The sequence below is a fragment of the Rhizohabitans arisaemae genome (genome assembly GCF_025996515.1).
GTDB lineage: Bacteria > Actinomycetota > Actinomycetes > Streptosporangiales > Streptosporangiaceae > Rhizohabitans > Rhizohabitans arisaemae.
This window is the reverse complement of record NZ_BLRH01000060.1, coordinates 480,920-501,984: the sequence shown is the minus strand read 5'-3', so window position 1 is coordinate 501,984 and position 21,065 is coordinate 480,920. Positions and strand designations below refer to the sequence as shown.

General features: G+C 66.7%; 13 protein-coding genes. All 13 read left to right on the top strand.

Annotation, left to right across the window (positions count from 1 at the left end; genetic code table 11):
- The first annotated feature begins 101 nt into the window (after positions 1 to 101).
- The 13 genes from rplK (at position 102) to tuf (ending at position 20,929) form a co-directional block, all read left to right on the top strand.
- A complete protein-coding gene (gene rplK / locus RUR_RS30745; RefSeq protein WP_283138718.1) occupies positions 102 to 533 on the top strand; it encodes a 50S ribosomal protein L11 in 432 nt (143 codons plus the stop codon).
- Positions 534 to 678: 145 nt separating this feature from the next.
- On the top strand, positions 679 to 1,401 hold the full coding sequence (gene rplA, locus RUR_RS30740) for a 50S ribosomal protein L1 (protein WP_283138717.1): 723 nt from the start codon (positions 679 to 681) through the stop codon (positions 1,399 to 1,401).
- Positions 1,402 to 1,602: 201 nt separating this feature from the next.
- Positions 1,603 to 2,427, top strand: a complete 825-nt coding sequence (locus RUR_RS30735) for an SCO4651 family lipoprotein (RefSeq protein ID WP_283138716.1) — start codon at positions 1,603 to 1,605, stop codon at positions 2,425 to 2,427.
- 290 nt (positions 2,428 to 2,717) lie between these two features.
- A complete protein-coding gene (rplJ, locus tag RUR_RS30730) occupies positions 2,718 to 3,293 on the top strand; it encodes a 50S ribosomal protein L10 (protein ID WP_283138715.1) in 576 nt (191 codons plus the stop codon).
- Positions 3,294 to 3,387: 94 nt separating this feature from the next.
- Positions 3,388 to 3,774 carry a 50S ribosomal protein L7/L12 gene (gene rplL / locus RUR_RS30725; protein ID WP_283138714.1) on the top strand — a complete coding sequence of 129 codons (387 nt, stop codon included), beginning with the start codon at positions 3,388 to 3,390 and terminating at the stop codon, positions 3,772 to 3,774.
- Positions 3,775 to 4,817: 1,043 nt separating this feature from the next.
- Positions 4,818 to 5,273: a hypothetical protein gene (locus RUR_RS30720; protein WP_283138713.1), complete on the top strand. Its 456-nt coding sequence runs from the start codon at positions 4,818 to 4,820 to the stop codon at positions 5,271 to 5,273.
- Positions 5,267 to 5,824 carry a hypothetical protein gene (locus tag RUR_RS30715; RefSeq protein WP_283138712.1) on the top strand — a complete coding sequence of 186 codons (558 nt, stop codon included), beginning with the start codon at positions 5,267 to 5,269 and terminating at the stop codon, positions 5,822 to 5,824. Before RUR_RS30720 ends, RUR_RS30715 begins: the two co-directional genes overlap by 7 nt.
- A 537-nt stretch (positions 5,825 to 6,361) precedes the next feature.
- Positions 6,362 to 9,829, top strand: coding sequence for a DNA-directed RNA polymerase subunit beta (gene rpoB / locus RUR_RS30710; RefSeq protein WP_283138711.1), 3,468 nt, complete (start codon positions 6,362 to 6,364; stop codon positions 9,827 to 9,829).
- 22 nt (positions 9,830 to 9,851) lie between these two features.
- On the top strand, positions 9,852 to 13,724 hold the full coding sequence (locus RUR_RS30705) for a DNA-directed RNA polymerase subunit beta' (protein ID WP_283138710.1): 3,873 nt from the start codon (positions 9,852 to 9,854) through the stop codon (positions 13,722 to 13,724).
- A 2,860-nt stretch (positions 13,725 to 16,584) separates the two neighbouring features.
- Positions 16,585 to 16,959 carry a 30S ribosomal protein S12 gene (gene rpsL, locus RUR_RS30700; protein WP_283138709.1) on the top strand — a complete coding sequence of 125 codons (375 nt, stop codon included), beginning with the start codon at positions 16,585 to 16,587 and terminating at the stop codon, positions 16,957 to 16,959.
- Between the two features lies 1 nt (position 16,960).
- Positions 16,961 to 17,431 (top strand): 30S ribosomal protein S7, encoded by a 471-nt coding sequence (gene rpsG / locus RUR_RS30695; RefSeq protein WP_283138708.1) that lies wholly within the window; start codon positions 16,961 to 16,963, stop codon positions 17,429 to 17,431.
- 48 nt (positions 17,432 to 17,479) lie between these two features.
- On the top strand, positions 17,480 to 19,570 hold the full coding sequence (fusA, locus tag RUR_RS30690) for an elongation factor G (RefSeq protein ID WP_428847036.1): 2,091 nt from the start codon (positions 17,480 to 17,482) through the stop codon (positions 19,568 to 19,570).
- Between the two features lie 165 nt (positions 19,571 to 19,735).
- On the top strand, positions 19,736 to 20,929 hold the full coding sequence (tuf, locus tag RUR_RS30685; protein ID WP_283138706.1) for an elongation factor Tu: 1,194 nt from the start codon (positions 19,736 to 19,738) through the stop codon (positions 20,927 to 20,929).
- Positions 20,930 to 21,065: the final 136 nt, after the last annotated feature.

Sequence of the window (21,065 nt, the reverse complement as noted above, 5' to 3'; positions counted from 1 at the left end):
AAGCGTCCCACACCAGTGGGGTAGGCCGGCCGCCGCTTCGGCGGGCGGGTCGGCCTTTCACATGCGCGGAAAGGCCCGCGCAGAAGGACCCGGAGAGAACCATGCCTCCAAGAAAGAAAATAGCCGCGATCGTCAAGGTCCAGCTTCCGGCCGGCCAGGCGACGCCCGCTCCCCCCGTCGGTACCGCGCTCGGTCCGCACGGTGTCAACATCATGGACTTCGTGAAGCAGTACAACGCTGCCACCGAGGCCCAGCGGGGAAACATCATCCCCGTTGAGATCACCATCATGGAGGACCGCAGCTTCACCTTCATCACGAAGACGCCGCCGGCGCCTGAGTTGATCAAGAAGGCCGCGGGCGTGGACAAGGGTAGCGCCGTCCCGCACAAGACCAAGATCGGCTCGATCACCAAGGCTCAGCTCCGCGAGATCGCCGAGTTCAAGCTGAAGGACCTCAACGCCAACGACGTCGAGGCCGCCGAGAAGATCATCGCCGGTACCGCGCGCTCCATGGGCGTCACCGTCGTCGACTAGTACTTTCCGGCCGAGCCCGCGGCAGCCGTACCTCACCCGGTAAGGAAGACCGCGTCGTCGGCCAGGGGCGCGTACCCGCGTCTCACCCGGCACAACGTGGCAGGGCCGGCGCTGGCCCACACCACAGACTCCCTGAGGAGGAGTAGTGAAGCGCAGCAAGAGCTACCGCAAGAGCGCGGAGCAGGTGGACAGGACCAACCTGTACAGCCCACTCGAGGGCGTACGGCTGGCGCAGAAGACTTCCGTCACCAAGTTCGACGCCACCGTGGAAGTGGCGCTCCGGCTCGGTGTCGACCCCCGTAAGGCCGACCAGATGGTCCGTGGGACCGTCATCCTCCCGCACGGCACCGGCAAGACCGCCCGGGTCCTGGTCTTCGCGACCGGTGACCGTGCCGAGGAGGCCCGCGCCGCGGGCGCCGACATCGTCGGAGCCGACGAGCTCATCGACGAGGTCGCCAAGGGTCGTCTCGACTTCGACGCGGTCGTGGCCACCCCCGACCTCATGGGCAAGGTCGGCCGGCTGGGCCGGGTCCTCGGTCCCCGTGGCCTCATGCCCAACCCCAAGACCGGTACGGTCACCCCGGCCGTCGCCAAGGCCGTCACCGACATCAAGGGCGGTAAGATCGAGTTCCGGGTGGACCGGCACGCGAACCTGCACTTCGTCATCGGCAAGGTCTCCTTCGGGGAGCGCCTGCTGCTGGAGAACTACGCGGCCGCCCTCGACGAGGTGATCCGGATCAAGCCGTCGGCGGCCAAGGGCCGTTACCTGAAGAAGGTGACGTTCACCACGTCGATGGGCCCCGGAATCCCGGTCGACCCCAATGTCACCCGCGCCATGACCGCCGAGCTGGACGAGGTCGCGAGCTGACCTCCCGCCGCTGAGCGACAAGAGGCACACCCCGAGCGGGGGTGTGCCTCTTTTGGGATCCGGGGACCCGGCGGTACACCGACGGCGGTAGGAGCCCGTACAACGATCTAGTCCTTTCGGCCATTTGAGATCCCTTCCTATGGATGATGCCGGGCCGGTCGCGATCCGGTGTCATAGAGGTAACTCTGGAAGGACGGTTCAATGCGCAGACGCACTCTCGCGCTCGTGGTCGCCGGTGCCGCCACGATGGTCACGCTCACAGCCTGCGGCTCCACCACGACAAGCCTGGGTGAGATCACGCTCTCGGCGTCCGAACAGCTGGTGGACAGCTCCAACAAGGTCCAGCAGGTCGGTTCCTACAAGACCGACGTCGTCGCCGACCTCACCCACCCGAGGGAGGGCTCCGGCACGCTGACGGGCAGCGTCGTCTATCAGCAGAAGCCCGACCTGAAGGTGGACCTGAAGGTCGACTCCGCCTCCTTCGGCGGGCAGAAGCTCCCCGGCGGCGTTCGCCTGATCGTGCTCGGGGACACCGCCTATGCCGACATCGAGGCGCTGCGGCAGGTCACGGGCCTGACCAAGGGCAAGCCCTGGATCAAGGTGCCGCTGAATGGCGACGCCGGTCCCGCCAAGGAGGTGCTCGACCGGCTGCAGCAGATCGACCTGCTCACCGTGACCAAGATGATCACCTCGTCCCGGGACGCCAAGGTCGTCGGGGAGGAGACCGTCGGCGGGGTGGCCACCCGGCACTACAGCGGGACCTTCCCGGTCGACGAGGCGCTGAAGCTGGTCGCGCCCGAGCGCCGGGAGGCGACCGGGCTGAAGGGCCTGGAGAACGTGACCTTCGACATGTACGTCGACGGTGAGGGCCTGCCGCGCAAGCTGGTGCTCAAGGGGGCGCACGCCGACGCCAAGCTCGACCTGACCCTGCTGTTCAGCGGGTTCAACGAGCCGGTCGAGATCGCCGCGCCCCCCGCGAACGAGGTCGGCGACGCCAAGGATCTGGTTCCGGGGCCCTCCAGCTAGGAATCCGGTCAGTCCTAGAGCGATGATTTCCCCCGCCCCGGTGAGCGATTGGAGTTCTTGCGCTCACCGGGGTACTCTTGCTACAGCCAAAGACCGCCGGTCGTCGCCGGGCGAACTCGCTCGGTGGCCGAAGGTTCTCATGGAGAACGGCCTGCGTAGGTGTGATGAGAGCTTCAAACGTGAGTGTTGTGCGTTCAGCCGTACAGCATCTCTCTGCCGTGAGCCCCGCGCGCCTGCGCTCCGGGGCTTTTTTCATGGGTCTTCACCGGTGGCACATCGGAAGGAGGCCCATGGCGAGGGCGGACAAGGTGACCGCGGTCGCCGAGCTCAAGACAGCGTTCGAGAGCTCGCAGGGCGCCGTGCTGACCGAGTACCGCGGGCTCACCGTGGCGCAGCTCAAGCAGCTGCGCACATCTCTCGGTGACAATGCGAATTTCGCCGTGGTGAAGAACACGCTGACCAAGATCGCGGCCAACGAGGCCGGGGTCACGGAGCTGGACAACCTGCTCCAGGGCCCGTCTGCGATCGCGTTCGTCAAGGGCGACGTGGTCGAGGCCGCGAAGGGTCTGCGGGACTTCGCCAAGGCCAATCCCCTGTTGGTGATCAAGGGTGGCGTCATCGACGGCAAGTCGATGAGCTCCGAAGAGATCGCCAAGCTTGCCGACCTTGAGTCCCGCGAGGTGCTCCTCGCGAAGCTGGCCGGCGCGATGAAGGCGAAGATGGCGCACGCCGCCGCCGTGTTCAACGCGCTGCCCGTCAACATGGCTCAGCTCGCCGAGGCCCTGCGCGTCAAGCGCGCCGAGGCCGAGGGCGGCTCGGCTCCCGCCGACGAGGCGGGCGCGGGGGAGAGCGCATCGGAAGGCTGACCCTTGAGGCCGCGCACCCATGTGCGCGATCGACGGGCGAGGCCACGCGGTCCCAATAACTTTAGGCATTACCTGTAACGGAGGAACCACCACCATGGCGAAGCTCAGCACCGACGAGCTGCTCGACACCTTCAAGGAGATGACCCTCCTTGAGCTCTCCGAGTTCGTGAAGCTGTTCGAGGAGACCTTCGACGTCAAGGCCGCCGCTCCCGTGGCCGTCGCCGCCGCCCCCGCGGGTGGCGGTGCCGCCGCCGTCGAGGAGGAGGAGCAGGACGAGTTCGACGTCATCCTCGAGGCCGCCGGCGAGAAGAAGATCCAGGTCATCAAGGAGGTTCGTACCCTGACGAGCCTCGGCCTCAAGGAGGCCAAGGACCTGGTCGACGGCGCGCCGAAGCCGCTGCTGGAGAAGGTCAACAAGGAGGCCGCGGCCAAGGCCAAGGCCGCCCTTGAGGCCGCCGGCGCCACCGTCACCGTCAAGTGACGCGTCGCACCCACTGATTCATGTCGCCCGGCCGGGCGGCGGGATTCGACGACGGGTGGTCCCCTGCACGGGGGGCCACCCGTCGTCGTTGTCCGGGGCCCGCACAGGGGCCGGTGCGGGGGACACGCCCCAAGAGGGCCTCAGGCCCGTACATCGCCCTGTACGGGAGTCCGCCGACCCGGATGGGAGTGGGGGGCGGCGGGACGGGCCCAGGGGGCCGGTGCTTGGCCATGGGGCCCGCGCCAGGGTGGCGCCGTCCGTGCGGGTGCTCCGCCGGTGGGGGAGTCCGTCGTTCGGCCGGGATCGGCTTCTCCGTACGCGATGACGTTCGAATTTCCAGGTGTCGGGTGATTCCCCGAACAGTGCAATACCACCTGATGAAGTCACCCGGAGGCGGGGGCGAACTCGCTTCGGGGAAGTGGATTCGCACCGCACAGATCCCACCCGGCTTTTCCGACGGCCTGCGGCGGCGCTGAATCGGGACGACTCCGGTGATGGCCATTGCGCGGCCCCACGTGTGTGGGCTTCGCGGCCGGACCGTTCGGTCGCGCCGGTGAAACACCGTCGCCCGCCCGCGTGCCCAGGTCGGTCACCGGCCGTGACGGACGAGGGGTTCTCGCAGCTTGTCACGGCTCTCACCGGGCTTGTCCCGGGCTCGCCGATGCTCGGGCCCCGTCCGCCCGGGCGACCCGGGTGTCGCCGGGCCCGGGGTCCGTCGAATCGGTTCGGACGGTCGGCGCTTTTCCCGGATTTCGATATTCGCATCCAGCGGATTTCGATCCGGATGGCCGGGCCGATGTCACGAGGATTGTCATTCGAGGCGGGTCGCGCCGAGCAATTCATCGTGTATGCGGAATCGGTGTACGGTTCAGCCTTCCGCGTCTGGAAAACAGCGTGGGTTCTCTGGCACCGTTCTAGATGGCGGCCTGCGTGGCGGTGTTACGCCGACGACCGCCATCGGACGCGATGGGAGAGAGCGCAGGGAAATGAATCCTTATGAGCCCGTTCATCCTTTAAGGAATCCACGCGCGATCGTCTTGATCGTGCTCGGTTCCCTCCTCGCGGTGCTGACGGCGGCCGTCGTCTTGGTCGGGTTGGCGCTGAACCGGGCCAAGGCCACCGAGACCGAGCGCGCCTTGGTCGTCCAGGCCGCGGGACGGCACGCGGTCGACCTGCTGAGCATCGACTATCGGACGGTGGATCGGGACATCGAGCGGATACTTCGGTCGTCCACCGGCGGTGCCCGGCAGGAGTACGGCGACAAGGCCTTCAAGGAGACCATCCTCAAGAACAAGGCCATCGAAACCGGGCTCCTTCGCGCCTCCGGTCTCGTCTCGTTCGACGGCGACGCCGCGGAGGTGCTGGTCGTCGCGGACGCCACGATCCGCTGGCAGGGTCAGAAGGTGAAATCGGAGGACCGGCTCTACCGCTGGCGCATGCAGGTCGTCAAAGTCGGGGACCGCTGGCTGGTCGCGAAGTCGGTGGACGTCGGGTGGTGATCGGGGTGTGGCTCTGGGCGGCCGTCCGCCGCACGCTGACCTTCAGGCGCGCCCTCGCCCTGATGGTCGCGGCCATTGTGGGCCTGGCGGCCTGGGCCGTGCTCATGTACCGGGATCTCCAGTGGATTCAGAGCGGACGCGTCGCCGGTGAGGCGGCACTCGACGCGGCCCGTTCCTACGTCCCGGACCTGCTCTCCTACCGCTACACCTCCATCGAGGCCGACCTGGCCCGGGCCAGGGGGCACACCACCGGCGACCTCGCGGTCGAGCACCGCAAGCTGCAGTCGGTGCTCGTTCCGGAGGCGAAGAAGACCAAGGCGAGCGTGCGGGTCACGGTGGCGGGCGCCGCCGTCGAGCGGGCCGGGCCCGAGCTGGTCGACGTGCTCGTCTTCATCAACCAGCAGACCGAGAAGATCATGGAAGGGGACACGCGGCCGACGTGGCAGCGGACCTTGAACCGGGTACGGGTCACCATGGTCAAGGTCGGGGATCGCTGGCTCGCCGCCAACATGGACGCCCTCCTCGGCGGCGGCCCGGTGTCCAGCCAGTGAGCCAAGCGCTTGCTGGAACCAATCGGCGAGCCGAGCGGCGAAGGGCCCGCTGAGCAGCAAAAAGGGGCGTGTTATTAAATTGTTAGCAAAGACTAGGGTTACGGATGTCCCCCTTGGGGGAACTTCCTGACTCGTCAGCGTCGATCGTCGGCAAGGGTTTCTCCTGTTTTTGTAGTGGCGTGTGAGTCGGACCGGGTCGTAGGCAGCGGCGACCCCCGGCGCGCCGCGAAGCGGCAACAGAAGAAAAACCCAGCTTGTCGGCCATCGGTTAGTCGAAATGTCGGCCCTCGGGCTTGACGTTTCCGCCAGGACGAGCGATGCTGCGGGCAATGTGGAGCGCATAGTGGGGACTGACTTGAGAGTAGTGGGCCATTCGGCTACACTGCCCCTTTGCGCTGCCCTTTGACGACCCATGATCGTGTACGTGTGCTCCGCTGGTCGAAACCGTCGTGTTTTCACTGGTTGGGTATCCCGTGTGTTCCGGGTCGTCTGGCGTGCGTGTAGTCAGTCCGCCGCGAGCCCTCGGAAGGACATCTGTTGGCAGCCTCGCGCAACGCCTCCGCCGTACCCGCCGGTCCCCGTCGTGTCTCTTTCGCACGCATCACGGAGCCGCTCGAAGTTCCTGATCTTCTTGCCCTGCAGACCCAATCGTTCGACTGGTTGCTGGGAAACGAGAAGTGGAAGGGACGGGTTGACGCGGCTCGTCAGGCCGGGCGCAAGGACGTCCCGGCCCAATCCGGCCTCGAGGAGATCTTCGAGGAGATCAGTCCCATCGAGGACTTCTCCGGGACGATGTCGCTGTCGTTCCGCGACCACCGGTTCGAGCCGCCCAAGTACTCCGTCGAGGAGTGCAAAGACAAGGACATGACCTTCTCCGCCCCGATGTTCGTCACGGCGGAGTTCATCAATAACACCACGGGTGAGATCAAGAGCCAGACGGTGTTCATGGGCGACTTCCCGCTCATGACCCCGAAGGGCACCTTCATCATCAACGGCACCGAGCGTGTCGTGGTCTCGCAGCTCGTTCGTTCCCCCGGCGTCTACTTCGACCGGTCGATCGACAAGACCTCCGACAAGGATCTCTTCAACTGCAAGGTGATCCCGTCGCGGGGCGCCTGGCTTGAGTTCGAGATCGACAAGCGCGACAGCGTAGGTGTCCGCATCGACCGCAAGCGCAAGCAGGGCGTGACCGTCCTCCTCAAGGCGCTCGGCTGGGACGACGCGAGGATTCTGGAGCGGTTCGGCCAGTACGAGTCCATGCGGGCCACGCTGGAGAAGGACCACACCTCCGGCCAGGACGACGCGCTGCTCGACATCTACCGCAAGCTCCGCCCGGGCGAGCCGCCGACCAGGGAGTCGGCGCAGACCCTGCTGGAGAACCTCTACTTCAACCCCAAGCGGTACGACCTGGCCAAGGTCGGTCGTTACAAGATCAACAAAAAGCTCGGGGTCGACGCAGACATCAACCAGGGCACGCTCACCGAGGACGACGTCGTCGCCACGATCGAGTACATCGTCCGGCTGCACGCCGGCGAGTATGAGATGCCGGGTGCCAACGGGCCGGTCGTCGTCGAGACCGACGACATCGACCACTTCGGCAACCGTCGTCTGCGCACGGTCGGCGAGCTGATCCAGAACCAGGTCCGCCTGGGCCTGGCCCGGATGGAGCGGGTGGTCCGCGAGCGGATGACCACGCAGGACGTCGAGGCGATCACGCCGCAGACCCTGATCAACATCCGGCCGGTCGTCGCCTCCATCCGCGAGTTCTTCGGCACCTCCCAGCTCTCGCAGTTCATGGACCAGACCAACCCGCTGGCCGGCCTGACGCACAAGCGGCGTCTGTCCGCGCTCGGCCCCGGTGGTCTGTCCCGTGAGCGGGCGGGCTTCGAGGTCCGTGACGTGCACCCGTCCCACTACGGCCGGATGTGCCCGATCGAGACGCCGGAAGGGCCGAACATCGGTCTGATCGGTTCGCTCTCCTCCTACGGCCGGGTCAACTCCTTCGGGTTCGTCGAGACGCCGTACCGCAAGGTGGTCAACGGCATCGTGAGCGACCAGATCGACTACCTGACCGCCGACGAGGAAGACCGTCACGTCATCGCGCAGGCGAACACGCCGCTGGCGACCGACGGTTCCTTCGCCGAGTCGCGGGTCCTGGTCCGCCGTAAGGGCGGCGAGATGGAGCTCATCCGTCCCGACGAGGTCGACTACATGGACGTGTCGCCGCGCCAGATGGTGTCGGTGGCCACGGCCATGATCCCCTTCCTGGAGCACGACGACGCCAACCGCGCGCTCATGGGCTCGAACATGCAGCGGCAGTCCGTGCCTCTGCTCAAGAGCGACTCCCCGCTCGTCGGGACCGGCATGGAGTACCGTGCCGCGACCGACGCCGGAGACGTCATCAACGCGGAGAAGGCCGGTGTGGTCGAGGAGGTCTCGGCCGACTACATCACCGTGATGAACGACGACGGCACCCGCACCACCTATCGTGTCGCCAAGTTCAAACGATCCAACCAGGGCACCTGCTTCAACCAGAAGCCGATCGTCGCCGAGGGCGACCGGATCGAGGTCGGCCAGGTCATCGCCGACGGCCCGTGCACCGACCAGGGCGAGATGGCCCTCGGCAAGAACCTCCTGGTGGCGTTCATGCCGTGGGAGGGCCACAACTACGAGGACGCGATCATCCTGTCCCAGCGGCTGGTCCAGGACGACGTCCTCTCCTCGATCCACATCGAGGAGCACGAGGTCGACGCCCGCGACACCAAGCTGGGCCCCGAGGAGATCACCCGCGACATCCCGAACGTCTCCGAGGAGGTCCTGGCGGACCTGGACGAGCGCGGGATCATCCGGATCGGCGCCGAGGTCGTCCCCGGGGACATCCTGGTCGGCAAGGTCACCCCCAAGGGCGAGACCGAGCTGACGCCGGAGGAGCGGCTGCTGCGCGCGATCTTCGGGGAGAAGGCCCGCGAAGTCCGCGACACCTCCCTGAAGGTGCCGCACGGTGAGATGGGCAAGGTCATCGGGGTCCGCGTGTTCAGCCGGGACGAGGGCGACGAGCTCCCGCCGGGTGTGAACGAGCTGGTCCGGGTGTACGTGGCCCAGAAGCGGAAGATCACTGACGGCGACAAGCTGGCCGGTCGGCACGGCAACAAGGGCGTCATCTCCAAGATCCTCCCGGTCGAGGACATGCCGTTCCTGGAGGACGGCACCCCGGTCGACATCATCCTCAACCCCCTCGGTGTGCCCGGCCGGATGAACGTCGGCCAGGTGCTGGAGACCCACCTCGGGTGGGTGGCCGCACGAGGGTGGGACGTCTCGGGGATCGAGGAAGCCTGGGCACAGCGCCTGGTGGAGGTGGGGGCCGAGCGGGCCGACGCGTTCACCAACGTGGCGACCCCGGTGTTCGACGGCGCCCGCGAGGAGGAGATCACCGGTCTGCTCGGGAGCACCCTGCCCAACCAGGACGGTGACCGTCTGGTCGGCGTCAACGGAAAGGCCAAGCTGTTCGACGGACGCTCGGGCGAACCGTTCAAGGACCCGATCTCGGTCGGCTACATCTACATTCTCAAGCTGCTTCACCTCGTCGACGACAAGATCCACGCGCGGTCGACGGGTCCGTACTCCATGATCACTCAGCAGCCGCTTGGCGGTAAGGCGCAGTTCGGTGGTCAGCGCTTCGGTGAGATGGAGGTGTGGGCCCTTGAGGCGTACGGCGCCGCCTACGCACTTCAGGAGCTCCTCACCATCAAGTCTGACGACGTGCTGGGCCGAGTGAAGGTCTACGAAGCCATCGTCAAGGGCGAGAACATCCCCGAGCCGGGCATCCCTGAATCCTTCAAGGTGCTCATCAAGGAGATGCAGTCGCTCTGCCTCAACGTCGAGGTGCTCTCCAGCGACGGCATGTCCATCGAGATGCGTGACACCGACGAGGACGTGTTTCGCGCGGCGGAAGAGCTCGGCATCGACCTGTCCCGGCGTGAGCCGAGCAGTGTCGAAGAGGTCTGATTCTTTAGCGAGGGGATAACAAGTGCTCGACGTCAACTTCTTCGACGAGCTTCGGATCGGCCTCGCGACCGCCGACGACATCCGTCAGTGGTCCCATGGCGAGGTGAAGAAGCCGGAGACGATCAACTATCGGACCCTGAAGCCGGAAAAGGACGGGCTCTTCTGCGAGAAGATCTTCGGTCCCACCCGGGACTGGGAGTGCTACTGCGGTAAGTACAAGCGCGTCCGCTTCAAGGGCATCATATGTGAGCGCTGTGGCGTCGAGGTGACTCGCGCCAAGGTGCGTCGTGAGCGGATGGGGCACATCGAGCTGGCCGCTCCGGTCACCCACATCTGGTACTTCAAGGGCGTTCCGTCGCGCTTGGGCTACCTCCTCGACCTGGCCCCGAAGGACCTGGAGAAGGTCATCTACTTCGCGGCCTACATGATCACGTATGTCGACGCCGAGACGCGTGACCGGGACCTGCCGTCCCTGGAGGCCAAGATCTCCGTGGAGCGGCAGCACATCGAGCAGCGCCGCGACGCCGACATCGAGGTCCGCCAGAAGAAGCTCGAGTCCGACCTGGGCGAGCTGGAGCAGCAGGGGGCCAAGGGCGACCAGCGCCGCAAGGTCCGTGAGGGCGCCGAGCGGGAGATGCGTCAGCTGCGCGACCGCGCCCAGCGGGAGCTCGACCGGCTCGAAGAGGTGTGGAGCCGCTTCAAGAACCTGAAGGTCCAGGACCTGGAGGGCGACGAGCTGCTCTACCGCGAGATGCGGGACCGGTTCGGCCGCTACTTCCGCGGTGGCATGGGTGCCCAGGCCATCCAGGAGCGGCTGGTCTCCTTCGACCTCGCCGCCGAGTCGGAGAACCTGCGGGAGACCATCCGCAGCGGCAAGGGGCAGAAGAAGGCCCGTGCTCTCAAGCGGCTCAAGGTCGTGTCCGCGTTCCTCAACACCCGGAACTCGCCCAACGGCATGGTTCTCGACTGCATCCCGGTGATCCCGCCGGACCTGCGGCCGATGGTCCAGCTGGACGGTGGCCGGTTCGCCACGAGTGACCTGAACGACCTCTACCGGCGTGTGATCAACCGGAACAACCGCCTCAAGCGGCTGCTCGACCTCGGCGCGCCCGAGATCATCGTCAACAACGAGAAGCGGATGCTCCAGGAGGCCGTCGACGCGCTGTTCGACAACGGCCGTCGTGGTCGTCCGGTCACCGGTCCGGGCAACCGTCCGCTCAAGTCGCTGTCGGACATGCTCAAAGGTAAGCAGGGCCGGTTCCGCCAGAACCTGCTCGGCAAGCGTGTGGACTACTCCGGGCGATCGGTCATCGTGGTGGGCCCGCAGCTCAAGCTCCACCAGTGCGGCCTTCCGAAGCAGATGGCGCTGGAGCTGTTCAAGCCGTTCGTCATGAAGCGGCTGGTCGACCTGAACCACGCGCAGAACATCAAGAGCGCCAAGCGGATGGTCGAGCGGGCCCGTGCGGTCGTGTGGGACGTCCTCGAAGAGGTCATCACCGAGCACCCGGTGCTGCTCAACCGTGCGCCGACCCTGCACCGCCTGGGTATCCAGGCGTTCGAGCCGCAGCTGGTCGAGGGCAAGGCCATCCAGATCCACCCGCTCGTCTGCACCGCGTTCAACGCGGACTTCGACGGTGACCAGATGGCCGTCCACCTGCCGCTCTCGGCGGAGGCCCAGGCCGAGTCGCGCATCCTGATGCTGTCGACCAACAACATCTTGAAGCCGGCGGACGGCAAGCCGGTGACGATGCCCACGCAGGACATGGTCATCGGGCTGTACTGGCTGACCACGTTGAAGGAGGGCGTGACCGGTGAGGGCCGGGTCTTCGGATCCATCCCCGAGGCGATCATGGCCTTCGACCGTCGTGAGCTCGACCCGCAGGCCAAGATCGAGGTACGGCTGAAGGACTCGCCGCCGCCCCGGGGCTGGATCGCGCCGGACGGCTACGAGCCCGGGGACAGCTACCGGCTGGAGACCACCCTCGGTCGCTGCCTGTTCAACGAGACGCTCCCCGCCGACTACCCGTTCGTCAACTACGCGGTGAGCAAGAAGCAGCTCTCGCTGATCGTGAACGAGCTGGCGGAGACCTACCCGAAGGTCCAGGTGGCCACGGCCCTCGACGCGCTCAAGGACGCGGGCTTCCACTGGGCGACCCGGGCCGGTGTCACGATCTCGATCGAGGACGTCGTCGCGCCGCCGAACAAGGCGGAGATCCTGGCGGCCTACGAGAAGCGGGCCGACAAGGTCCAGCGCGAGTACGAGCGTGGTCTGATCACCGACGACGAGCGCCGTCAGGAGCTCATCGAGATCTGGACCCACGCGACCGCCGACGTCGCCAGGGACATGGAGGAGGCGTTCCCCGCGACCAACTCCGTCTGGATGATGGTCAACTCGGGTGCGCGTGGTAACCCCATGCAGGTCCGCCAGATCGCGGGTATGCGTGGTCTGGTGTCCAACACCAAGGGCGAGACCATCCCCCGTCCGATCAAGTCCTCGTTCCGCGAGGGTCTGTCGGTGCTGGAGTACTTCATCTCCACGCACGGTCAGCGGAAGGGTCTGGCCGACACCGCCCTGCGGACCGCCGACTCGGGTTACCTGACCCGTCGTCTGGTGGACGTCGCCCAGGACGTCATCGTCCGGGAGATCGACTGTCAGACGGACCGGACGGTCACCCTGCACGTGGGCGAGATCGACCACGAGGGCAAGCTGGTCAAGGCGCAGAACGCCGAGAGCAATGTGCACGGCCGCATCGTGGCCGAGGACATCGAGGTGGACGGCAAGGTCGTCGTCACCCGGGGCACCGACATCACCGACCAGGTGGTGACGACCCTGGTGGACCTGGGGATCTCCGACGTCCGGACCCGCAGCACCCTGGTGTGCGAGGCCAAGATCGGCGTCTGCGCCACCTGCTACGGCCGTTCGCTCGCGACCGGCAAGCTGGTCGACGTCGGTGAGGCGGTCGGCATCATCGCCGCCCAGTCGATCGGTGAGCCGGGGACCCAGCTGACGATGCGGACCTTCCACACCGGTGGTGTGGCGGGTACCGACATCACCCACGGTCTGCCCCGTGTCCAGGAGCTGTTCGAGGCGCGTGTGCCCAAGGGCGTCGCCCCGATCAGCGAGGTCGAGGGCCGGGTCCGGGTGGACGAGACCGACAAGTCCCGGAAGATCATCATCACTCCGGACGACGGTTCGGAGGAGGTCGCCTACCCGGTTTCCATGCGGTCGCGCCTGAAGATCGGCGACGGGGACCGCGTGGTGGTCGGCCAGCAGCTGATCGCCGGTGCCGTCAACCCGAACGAGGTGCTCCGCATCCTCGGTCCGCGGGCGGTTCAGCTCCACCTCGTCGCCGAGGTTCAGGAGGTCTACCGCTCTCAGGGTGTGTCGATCCACGACAAGCACATTGAGATCATCGTCCGGCAGATGCTCAAGCGCGTGAACGTTCTGGAGTCGGGCGACACCAGCCTGCTCCCGGGCGAGCTCGTCGAGCGTCCGCGGTTCGAGAACGTCAACCGTGCCTGTGTCGCCGAGGGTGGCAGCCCTGCGGCCGGTCGTCCGGTCCTCATGGGTATCACCAAGGCGTCGCTGGCCACCGAGTCCTGGCTCTCCGCGGCCTCCTTCCAGGAGACGACGCGAGTCCTGACAGACGCGGCGATTCACGCCAAGTCGGACCCGCTGCTCGGCCTGAAGGAGAACGTGATCATCGGAAAGCTCATCCCGGCCGGTACCGGTATGCCGCAGTACCGCAACATCCGGGTGGAGCCCACCGAGGAGGCGCGGGCGGCCATGTACACGGTCGGCGGCTACGACGGGACGACCGACTACACCTTCGGCACCGGTACGGGCGAAGCCGTGCCGCTGGAGGAGTACGACTTCGGGCAGTACGGCCGCTGACGCTCCGCCGGATTCGCACCCCCGGGTGAGTCGCCCGGAGGCCGCCGGTCGGCCGCGAGGTTCGCGGAAGGGCGCTTGGACCTGACCTCAGGTCCAAGCGCCCTTCACCTTTTATGCAGCGAATTCGGGATGCTTACATGTACGGGTATTGCGATAACAATTACGGATTGCGAATCACTCGGAGCACGGTCGGCTGATTGGACATTGCACGAAGTAGGGTAGATCTCATCAAGAAAGGCGCAATATCCCGACAAGTCGAGGGTATGAGCGGCGTAGGCGCGTGTTGTCGAGGTTGCCGAGGACCTATTGGATACGCGCAAGGAGATTGAATGACTACACAGAGTGGTGGAGGCGAAGCGTTCCCCGAGTCACCGAAGCGGGGGACCGATCCCACTGACTCCCCGGACAGCCGCCGAAGTACCCCGCAGGACGCCGTTGCGACATGGAGCCGGGTACGGGCGGAGCCGGCCTCGCCTGACGAGCCGGAATCGGAGGAGATGGACAACCTCGGCATATCGCGCTGGCCGACCCAGTCCTTCGCCACGCAACCCGGAGTCCAGGCCGCCGGAGTCGACGACGGCGAACTGACGATCTCCCTCGGCAGCCTCCCCGCCGGCATCGACCGGGAAGGCCGCATCCTCCACGACGTGCCGGTCGCCGGACCGTCGCTGAAATCCGGCGATTCGGAGTCTGCGGCGGGGCTGGCGGGCCAGGCACCGTCTGGACCGGTCCCGACGGGTTCCCCGCCCGCGCCTCCGACGCCGATGGCGCCGCCTGGGGCTCCGGCGACGGCACCCCCGAACCCCGCTCCGCCGGGTTCCGGGTCGTGGCCGGCGCAGCCCGTAACGGCTCCGTCGGGGTCGACGCCCCCCGGTTCGGCGGGCGGCCACGGGCATCCCGGAGCTGCGGAAACCGGTGGAGCGGGTCGGCCGATGGGGTCGTGGCCCGGTCAGCCTGCCGTTCCCGGGGGGACGTACGTTCCGCAGGGTCCGGCGGGGCCGGTTCCGCCCGGCCCCGGGATGGCTGCGCCGGAGCCTTCTGCCGCAGGTCAGGGATGGCCTGCTCCCCCTTCCGCGGGGTCGTGGCCGGGTCAGCCTGTGGTGGTTCCGGGGGGGACTCAGGGTCCGGCGGGGCCGGTTCCGTCCGGCCCCGGGATGGCTGCGCCGGAGCCTCCTGCCGCAGGTCAGGGATGGCCCGCTCCCCCTTCCGCGGGTTCGTGGCCCGCCCGGCCGGTGGCGCCTCCCCCCGGCCCCGTGCCTCCCGGTTACGCAGGTGGGCACATCTGGTCAGGATCTGAGGGAACCGGTTCGTCCGCGGGTTCGTGGCCCGCGCACCCGGTGTCGGCGCCCGCGCCCGGGTCCGTTCCGCACGGTGGCGGGTCGTGGCCCGCGCACCCCGTGTCAGCGGCGGCGCCTGAGTCGGTTCCGCCGGGTTCGGGGTCGTGGCCCGCCCATCCGGTGGCGGCTTCCCCGAGCCTGGGTTCGTGGCCCGCGCAGCCCGTACCGATGCCTCCACCAGGGGCTGCTCCCCATCCCGGGGATTCGGGGGCGGGGCGGGTACGGCCGGTTTGGGAGAACTCCCCGGAGGGGACGTCGTCTTCGCCCGGTGCCTATCCACGGCCCGCAAGCCACCCCGCCGGAGTCGACCCGGATCTGAGTCAGACCGTCGACTTGCGGGATCACGGGTACGGTGAGGACGGTTGGGCCATTCTGCCCGTGGCTGAGGCTCCGCCGGAGGATCAGACGTCGTGGACTCCCGGTCCGGTCGCCGACGGGCGGCCGCCTGCGCCGGGTGGAATTGCGGCGGGGCAGGCGTGGGGGCCGGGTTCCAATGGGTTTGTCCAGGGGCCGGCGTCCTATCCGGCTCCGGCGATGCCTTATCCGGGGGCCGCACAGCCGGGTTGGGCCGCCACTCCGACGGGTTTGCCCGGCGGGTGGGGCACTCCGGGGCAGGAGCTGGAAGCCCGTGGCCGGAAGGCGTTGATCTGGAGCATCGCCGGGTTCGCCCTGCTACCTGCATTCTTGGTGGGGTTCGTCCTAGCCGTAGTCGGTGTTATCAAGGCGCATCACGTGAACGCGGAGTCGCCGGTGCCGGTGGGAAGCGCCAAGGCCGCATCGGTCATCGGCTACGCGGCGATGCTGCTGGCCCCGATCGCCGTCATCGTGACCGTCGTCCTGCTGATCGTCTGACCGTTCGGTTCCGGTGCGATCGTTGTGGAGCATGGGCTGCGGGAGCGCAACGGTCGCCGGAACGCGGCTTTGGTTATGCCGCGGCCATCGCCTTGTGAAGCTTTCGCCAATATCCGGCGGAGTGGTGGACCGGCGGGTCGATCACGACGGGGAAGGGTGGGAGCCCGCAGGGCCGCCGACGCACCGCGAATCTAAGATCGGGTAGAGTTGATCACGAGGGATCTGTCCACATAAGCCCGATAAGCGGGCGAGCCGGCGGCGGGAAAGTTGCCGTTTCATGCTCGGTTGAGTGGTGATCCGGCTGTACACTCGTCGCAGAGCCTGATAACAGGACTATGGTGCGAGTTGCGATCGCCCATTGTGGCGGTTGCCATTCTGCCACTTTGACGTGGCGCAATGGGGTAGGTAGTCTATCCCTTCGTGCCTGTGAGTTCACGGGCTCGCTTGCGTGCGCTCTGAAGCCGACTGTGGGTACGTCGGCGGGGGGCGTGGCGCTCTCTCCCACTGGGTCTCCGGGTCTGGACCGGGTTGCTCGCGGCTGGTGTTGAAACCGGGTGCGACACGCCCGACCACGGGGGTCGGCCGAGAGGGAAAACAGGCAGGTCAGACACCGGCGGACCTGCCGAAAGCACCACCTCATCGATAACCGGCTATGCAAGACAGGAGACGCGGTGCCCACGATCCAACAGCTCGTCCGCAAGGGCCGCCAGGAGAAGGTCAGCAAGACCAAGACTCCGGCGCTCAAGGGGAACCCGCAGCGCCGCGGGGTTTGCACACGCGTCTACACGACAACCCCGAAGAAGCCGAACTCCGCGCTCCGTAAGGTCGCCCGTGTGCGCCTCACCAACGGAATCGAGATCACGGCTTACATCCCCGGGGTGGGGCACAACCTCCAGGAGCACTCGATGGTGCTCGTGCGTGGCGGTCGTGTGAAGGACCTGCCCGGCGTGCGGTACAAGATCATTCGCGGCTCGCTCGACACCCAGGGCGTCCGCAACCGCAAGCAGGCCCGCAGCCGCTACGGCGCGAAGAAGGAGAAGAGCTGAAATGCCGCGTAAGGGCTCGCCCGGTCGCCGCCAGCTGATCACCGACCCGGTGTACGGCTCGCCGCTGGTGACCGCGCTCATCAACAAGGTCCTGCTGAGCGGCAAGCGCTCGCTTGCCCAGTCGATCGTGTACAACGCGCTCGAAGGCTGCAAGGAGAAGACCGGCAACGACCCGGTCGTCACCCTCAAGCGGGCGCTCGACAACGTGAAGCCGACCCTTGAGGTGCGCAGCCGCCGTGTCGGTGGCGCCACCTATCAGGTGCCGGTGGAGGTGCGCGCCTCGCGCAGCACCACCCTCGCGCTCCGCTGGCTCGTGCAGTACTCCCGGGCCCGGCGCGAGAAGACCATGACCGAGCGGCTCATGAACGAGCTGCTCGACGCGAGCAACGGACTCGGGGCCAGCGTCAAGCGGCGCGAGGACACCCACAAGATGGCCGAGTCCAACAAGGCCTTCGCCCACTACCGCTGGTAACCCCGGCGAAGACGACGAGACGACGAGGACGCGAGAGAAGTGGCCACCATGACCGCTCTTGACCTGGCCAAGGTCCGAAACATCGGGATCATGGCTCATATCGACGCGGGCAAGACCACGACGACTGAGCGCATCCTGTTCTACACCGGGATCAACTACAAGATCGGTGAGGTCCACGAGGGCGCTGCCACGATGGACTGGATGGAGCAGGAGCAGGAGCGCGGCATCACCATCACCTCCGCCGCGACCACCTGCAGCTGGCTTGATCACACGATCAACATCATCGACACGCCCGGCCACGTTGACTTCACCGTCGAGGTGGAGCGTTCGCTCCGCGTCCTCGACGGCGCCGTGGCCGTGTTCGACGCCGTCGCCGGTGTCGAGCCGCAGTCGGAGACCGTGTGGCGCCAGGCTGACCGGTACGACGTGCCGCGCATCTGCTTCGTGAACAAGATGGACCGTGTCGGTGCGGAGTTCCACCGCTGCGTCGACATGATCGTGTCGCGCCTGGGCGCGACGCCCCTGGTCATTCAGCTCCCGTGGGGTGTGGAGTCCGACTTCAAAGGCGTCATCGACCTGGTCAAGATGAAGGGCCTGCTCTGGAGCGCCGAGGCGGCCAAGGGCGAGATGTACGACATCGTCGACATCCCGGCCGACCACGCCGAGGCCGCCCGTGAGTGGCGCGACAAGCTGATCGAGGGCATCTCCGAGAACGACGAGCAGATGATGGAGCTGTTCCTGGAGGGGCAGGAGCCCACCGAGGAGCAGCTCATCGCGGCGATCCGCCGGGCGACGCTCTCCAGCGCGGTCAACCCCGTGCTGTGCGGCACCGCCTTCAAGAACAAGGGCGTTCAGCCCCTGCTCGACGCGATCGTCGCCTACCTCCCCGCTCCGACCGACATCCCGGCCTTCAAGGGCCACGCGGTCGGCAACGAGGAGGAGGTCATCGAGCGGCACGCGGACCCGAACGAGCCCTTCTCGGCGCTGGCGTTCAAGATCATGAGCGACAAGCACCTGGGCAAGCTCACCTACATCCGGATCTACTCCGGCTCGCTCGACACCGGTACCGGTGTCATCAACTCCACCAAGGGGAAGAAGGAGCGGATCGGCAAGATCTACCAGATGCACGCGAACAAGCGCGAGGAGCGGTCGAACGCCGTGGCCGGCGCGATTGTCGCGGTGATGGGGCTCAAGGACACCACCACCGGTGACACCCTGAGCGACCCCGGCCATCAGGTGATCCTGGAGTCCATGAACTTCCCGGCACCGGTCATCCAGGTGGCGATCGAGCCCAAGACCAAGGCCGACCAGGAGAAGCTGGGCGTCGCGATCCAGCGGCTCGCCGAGGAGGACCCGTCCTTCCAGGTGCGCCGGGACGACGAGACCGCCCAGACCGTCATCTCCGGAATGGGGGAGCTCCACCTGGAGATCCTCGTGGACCGGATGCGCCGCGAGTTCAACGTCGAGGCGAACGTCGGTCGTCCCCAGGTCGCCTACCGCGAGACCATCCGCCGCAAGGTGGAGAAGGTCGAGTACACGCACAAGAAGCAGACCGGTGGTTCCGGTCAGTTCGCGCGCGTGATCATCGACCTGGAGCCGCTCGGCGAGGGCAACGACGGGTACGAGTTCGTCAACAAGGTCTCCGGCGGCCGTATCCCGAGGGAGTACATCCCCTCCGTGGACGCCGGTTCCCAGGAGGCCGCGGAGTTCGGCGTGCTCGCCGGCTACCCGATGGTCGGTGTGAAGGTCACTCTTCGGGACGGGGCCTTCCACGAGGTCGACTCCTCCGAGATGGCCTTCAAGATCGCTGGCTCGATGGCCTTCAAGGAGGCCGCGCGCAAAGCCGACGCCGTGATCCTCGAACCGATGATGGCCGTCGAGGTCATCACGCCCGAGGACTACATGGGAGACGTCATCGGTGACCTCAACAGTCGCCGCGGGCAGATCCAGCGAATGGATGACCGCTCCGGCGCCAAGGTCATCAACTCCCTTGTTCCTCTGTCGGAGATGTTCGGCTACGTCAACGAGCTGCGCAGCAAGACACAGGGCAGGGCCGTTTACACAATGCAGTTCGACTCCTACGCGGAGGTGCCCCCGGGCATCGCCAAGGAGATCGTCGCGAAGGTGCGAGGCGAATAGTCTTCGAGTCCCTGTCCCGGGCGCCATGGTGATCGTCGCCCGGGACACCACGGGGGCCACGAAGGCGAGGAGCCTCGGAAAGGATCCCCGGCCGGTGAGGCCGGGGAACCGGTGCCCGAGTGAATAGACGAAAGTCCAGTCAGAAATCTCTAAGGAGAGAGAGCAGTGGGTAAGGCCAAGTTCGAGCGGATCAAGCCGCACATGAACATCGGCACCATTGGGCACATCGACCACGGCAAGACCACTCTGACCGCGGCGATCACCAAGGTGCTTCACGACCGTCACCCTGACCTCAACAAGGCGACCCCGTTCGACCAGATCGACAAGGCGCCCGAGGAGAAGGCCCGTGGCATAACCATCTCCATCGCGCACGTCGAGTACCAGACCGAGAAGCGTCACTACGCTCATGTCGACTGCCCCGGCCACGCCGACTACGTCAAGAACATGATCACCGGTGCCGCTCAGATGGACGGTGCGATCCTGGTCGTCGCCGCCACCGACGGTCCGATGCCGCAGACCAAGGAGCACGTGCTCCTGGCCCGTCAGGTCGGCGTGCCGTACATCGTGGTCGCTCTGAACAAGGCCGACATGGTGGACGACGAGGAGATCCTGGAGCTCGTCGAGCTCGAGGTTCGCGAGCTGCTCTCCGCTCAGGAGTTCCCCGGCGACGACCTGCCGGTCGTCCGGGTCTCCGCGCTCAAGGCCCTTGAGGGCGACGCCAAGTGGGCGGACTCCATCATCGAGCTGATGAACGCGGTCGACGAGAACATCCCCGAGCCTCCGCGTGACACCGAGCGGCCGTTCCTCATGCCGATCGAGGACGTCTTCTCCATCACCGGTCGCGGAACGGTCGTCACCGGCCGGATCGAGCGCGGGATCGTGAAGATCAACGAGACCGTCGACATCATCGGCATCAAGACCGAGAAGACCACCACCACCGTCACCAGCATCGAGATGTTCAACAAGATGCTGGACGAGGGGCACGCCGGCGACAACGCGGCGCTGCTCCTGCGTGGTATCAAGCGTGACCAGGTCGAGCGTGGCCAGTGTGTCATCAAGCCGGGCACCACGACCCCGCACACCGAGTTCCTGGCCCAGGTCTACATCCTGGCCAAGGACGAGGGCGGCCGCCACACGCCGTTCTTCAACAACTACCGGCCGCAGTTCTACTTCCGGACCACGGACGTGACCGGCGTTGTGACGCTGCCCGAGGGCACCGAGATGGTCATGCCCGGTGACAACACCGAGATGTCCGTCTCCCTGATCCAGCCGATCGCGATGGAGGACGGCCTCAAGTTCGCGATCCGCGAGGGTGGCCGCACCGTCGGCGCCGGCCGGGTCATCAAGATTGTGAAGTAGCGCGTATTCTCGGCGGCCGGACCGCCGAACCGGGCCCGTGAGACGGGCTCGGTCCACGGGCCGGCCGCCGTGACGCGCGACAGCTGTTGAGGGTGTACGGCTATCGCGAGCCGCTCCGGTGCGTACCGGGCGGCTG

Excerpts from the sequence above, each read along its gene's own strand:
- rplK (WP_283138718.1), top strand. The coding sequence starts at position 102 with ATGCCTCCAAGAAAGAAAATAGCCGCGATCGTCAAGGTCCAGCTTCCG.
- RUR_RS30735 (WP_283138716.1), top strand. The coding sequence starts at position 1,603 with ATGCGCAGACGCACTCTCGCGCTCGTGGTCGCCGGTGCCGCCACGATG.
- rplJ (WP_283138715.1), top strand. The coding sequence starts at position 2,718 with ATGGCGAGGGCGGACAAGGTGACCGCGGTCGCCGAGCTCAAGACAGCG.
- rplL (WP_283138714.1), top strand. The coding sequence starts at position 3,388 with ATGGCGAAGCTCAGCACCGACGAGCTGCTCGACACCTTCAAGGAGATG.
- rpsG (WP_283138708.1), top strand. The coding sequence starts at position 16,961 with ATGCCGCGTAAGGGCTCGCCCGGTCGCCGCCAGCTGATCACCGACCCG.
- fusA (WP_428847036.1), top strand. The coding sequence starts at position 17,480 with ATGACCGCTCTTGACCTGGCCAAGGTCCGAAACATCGGGATCATGGCT.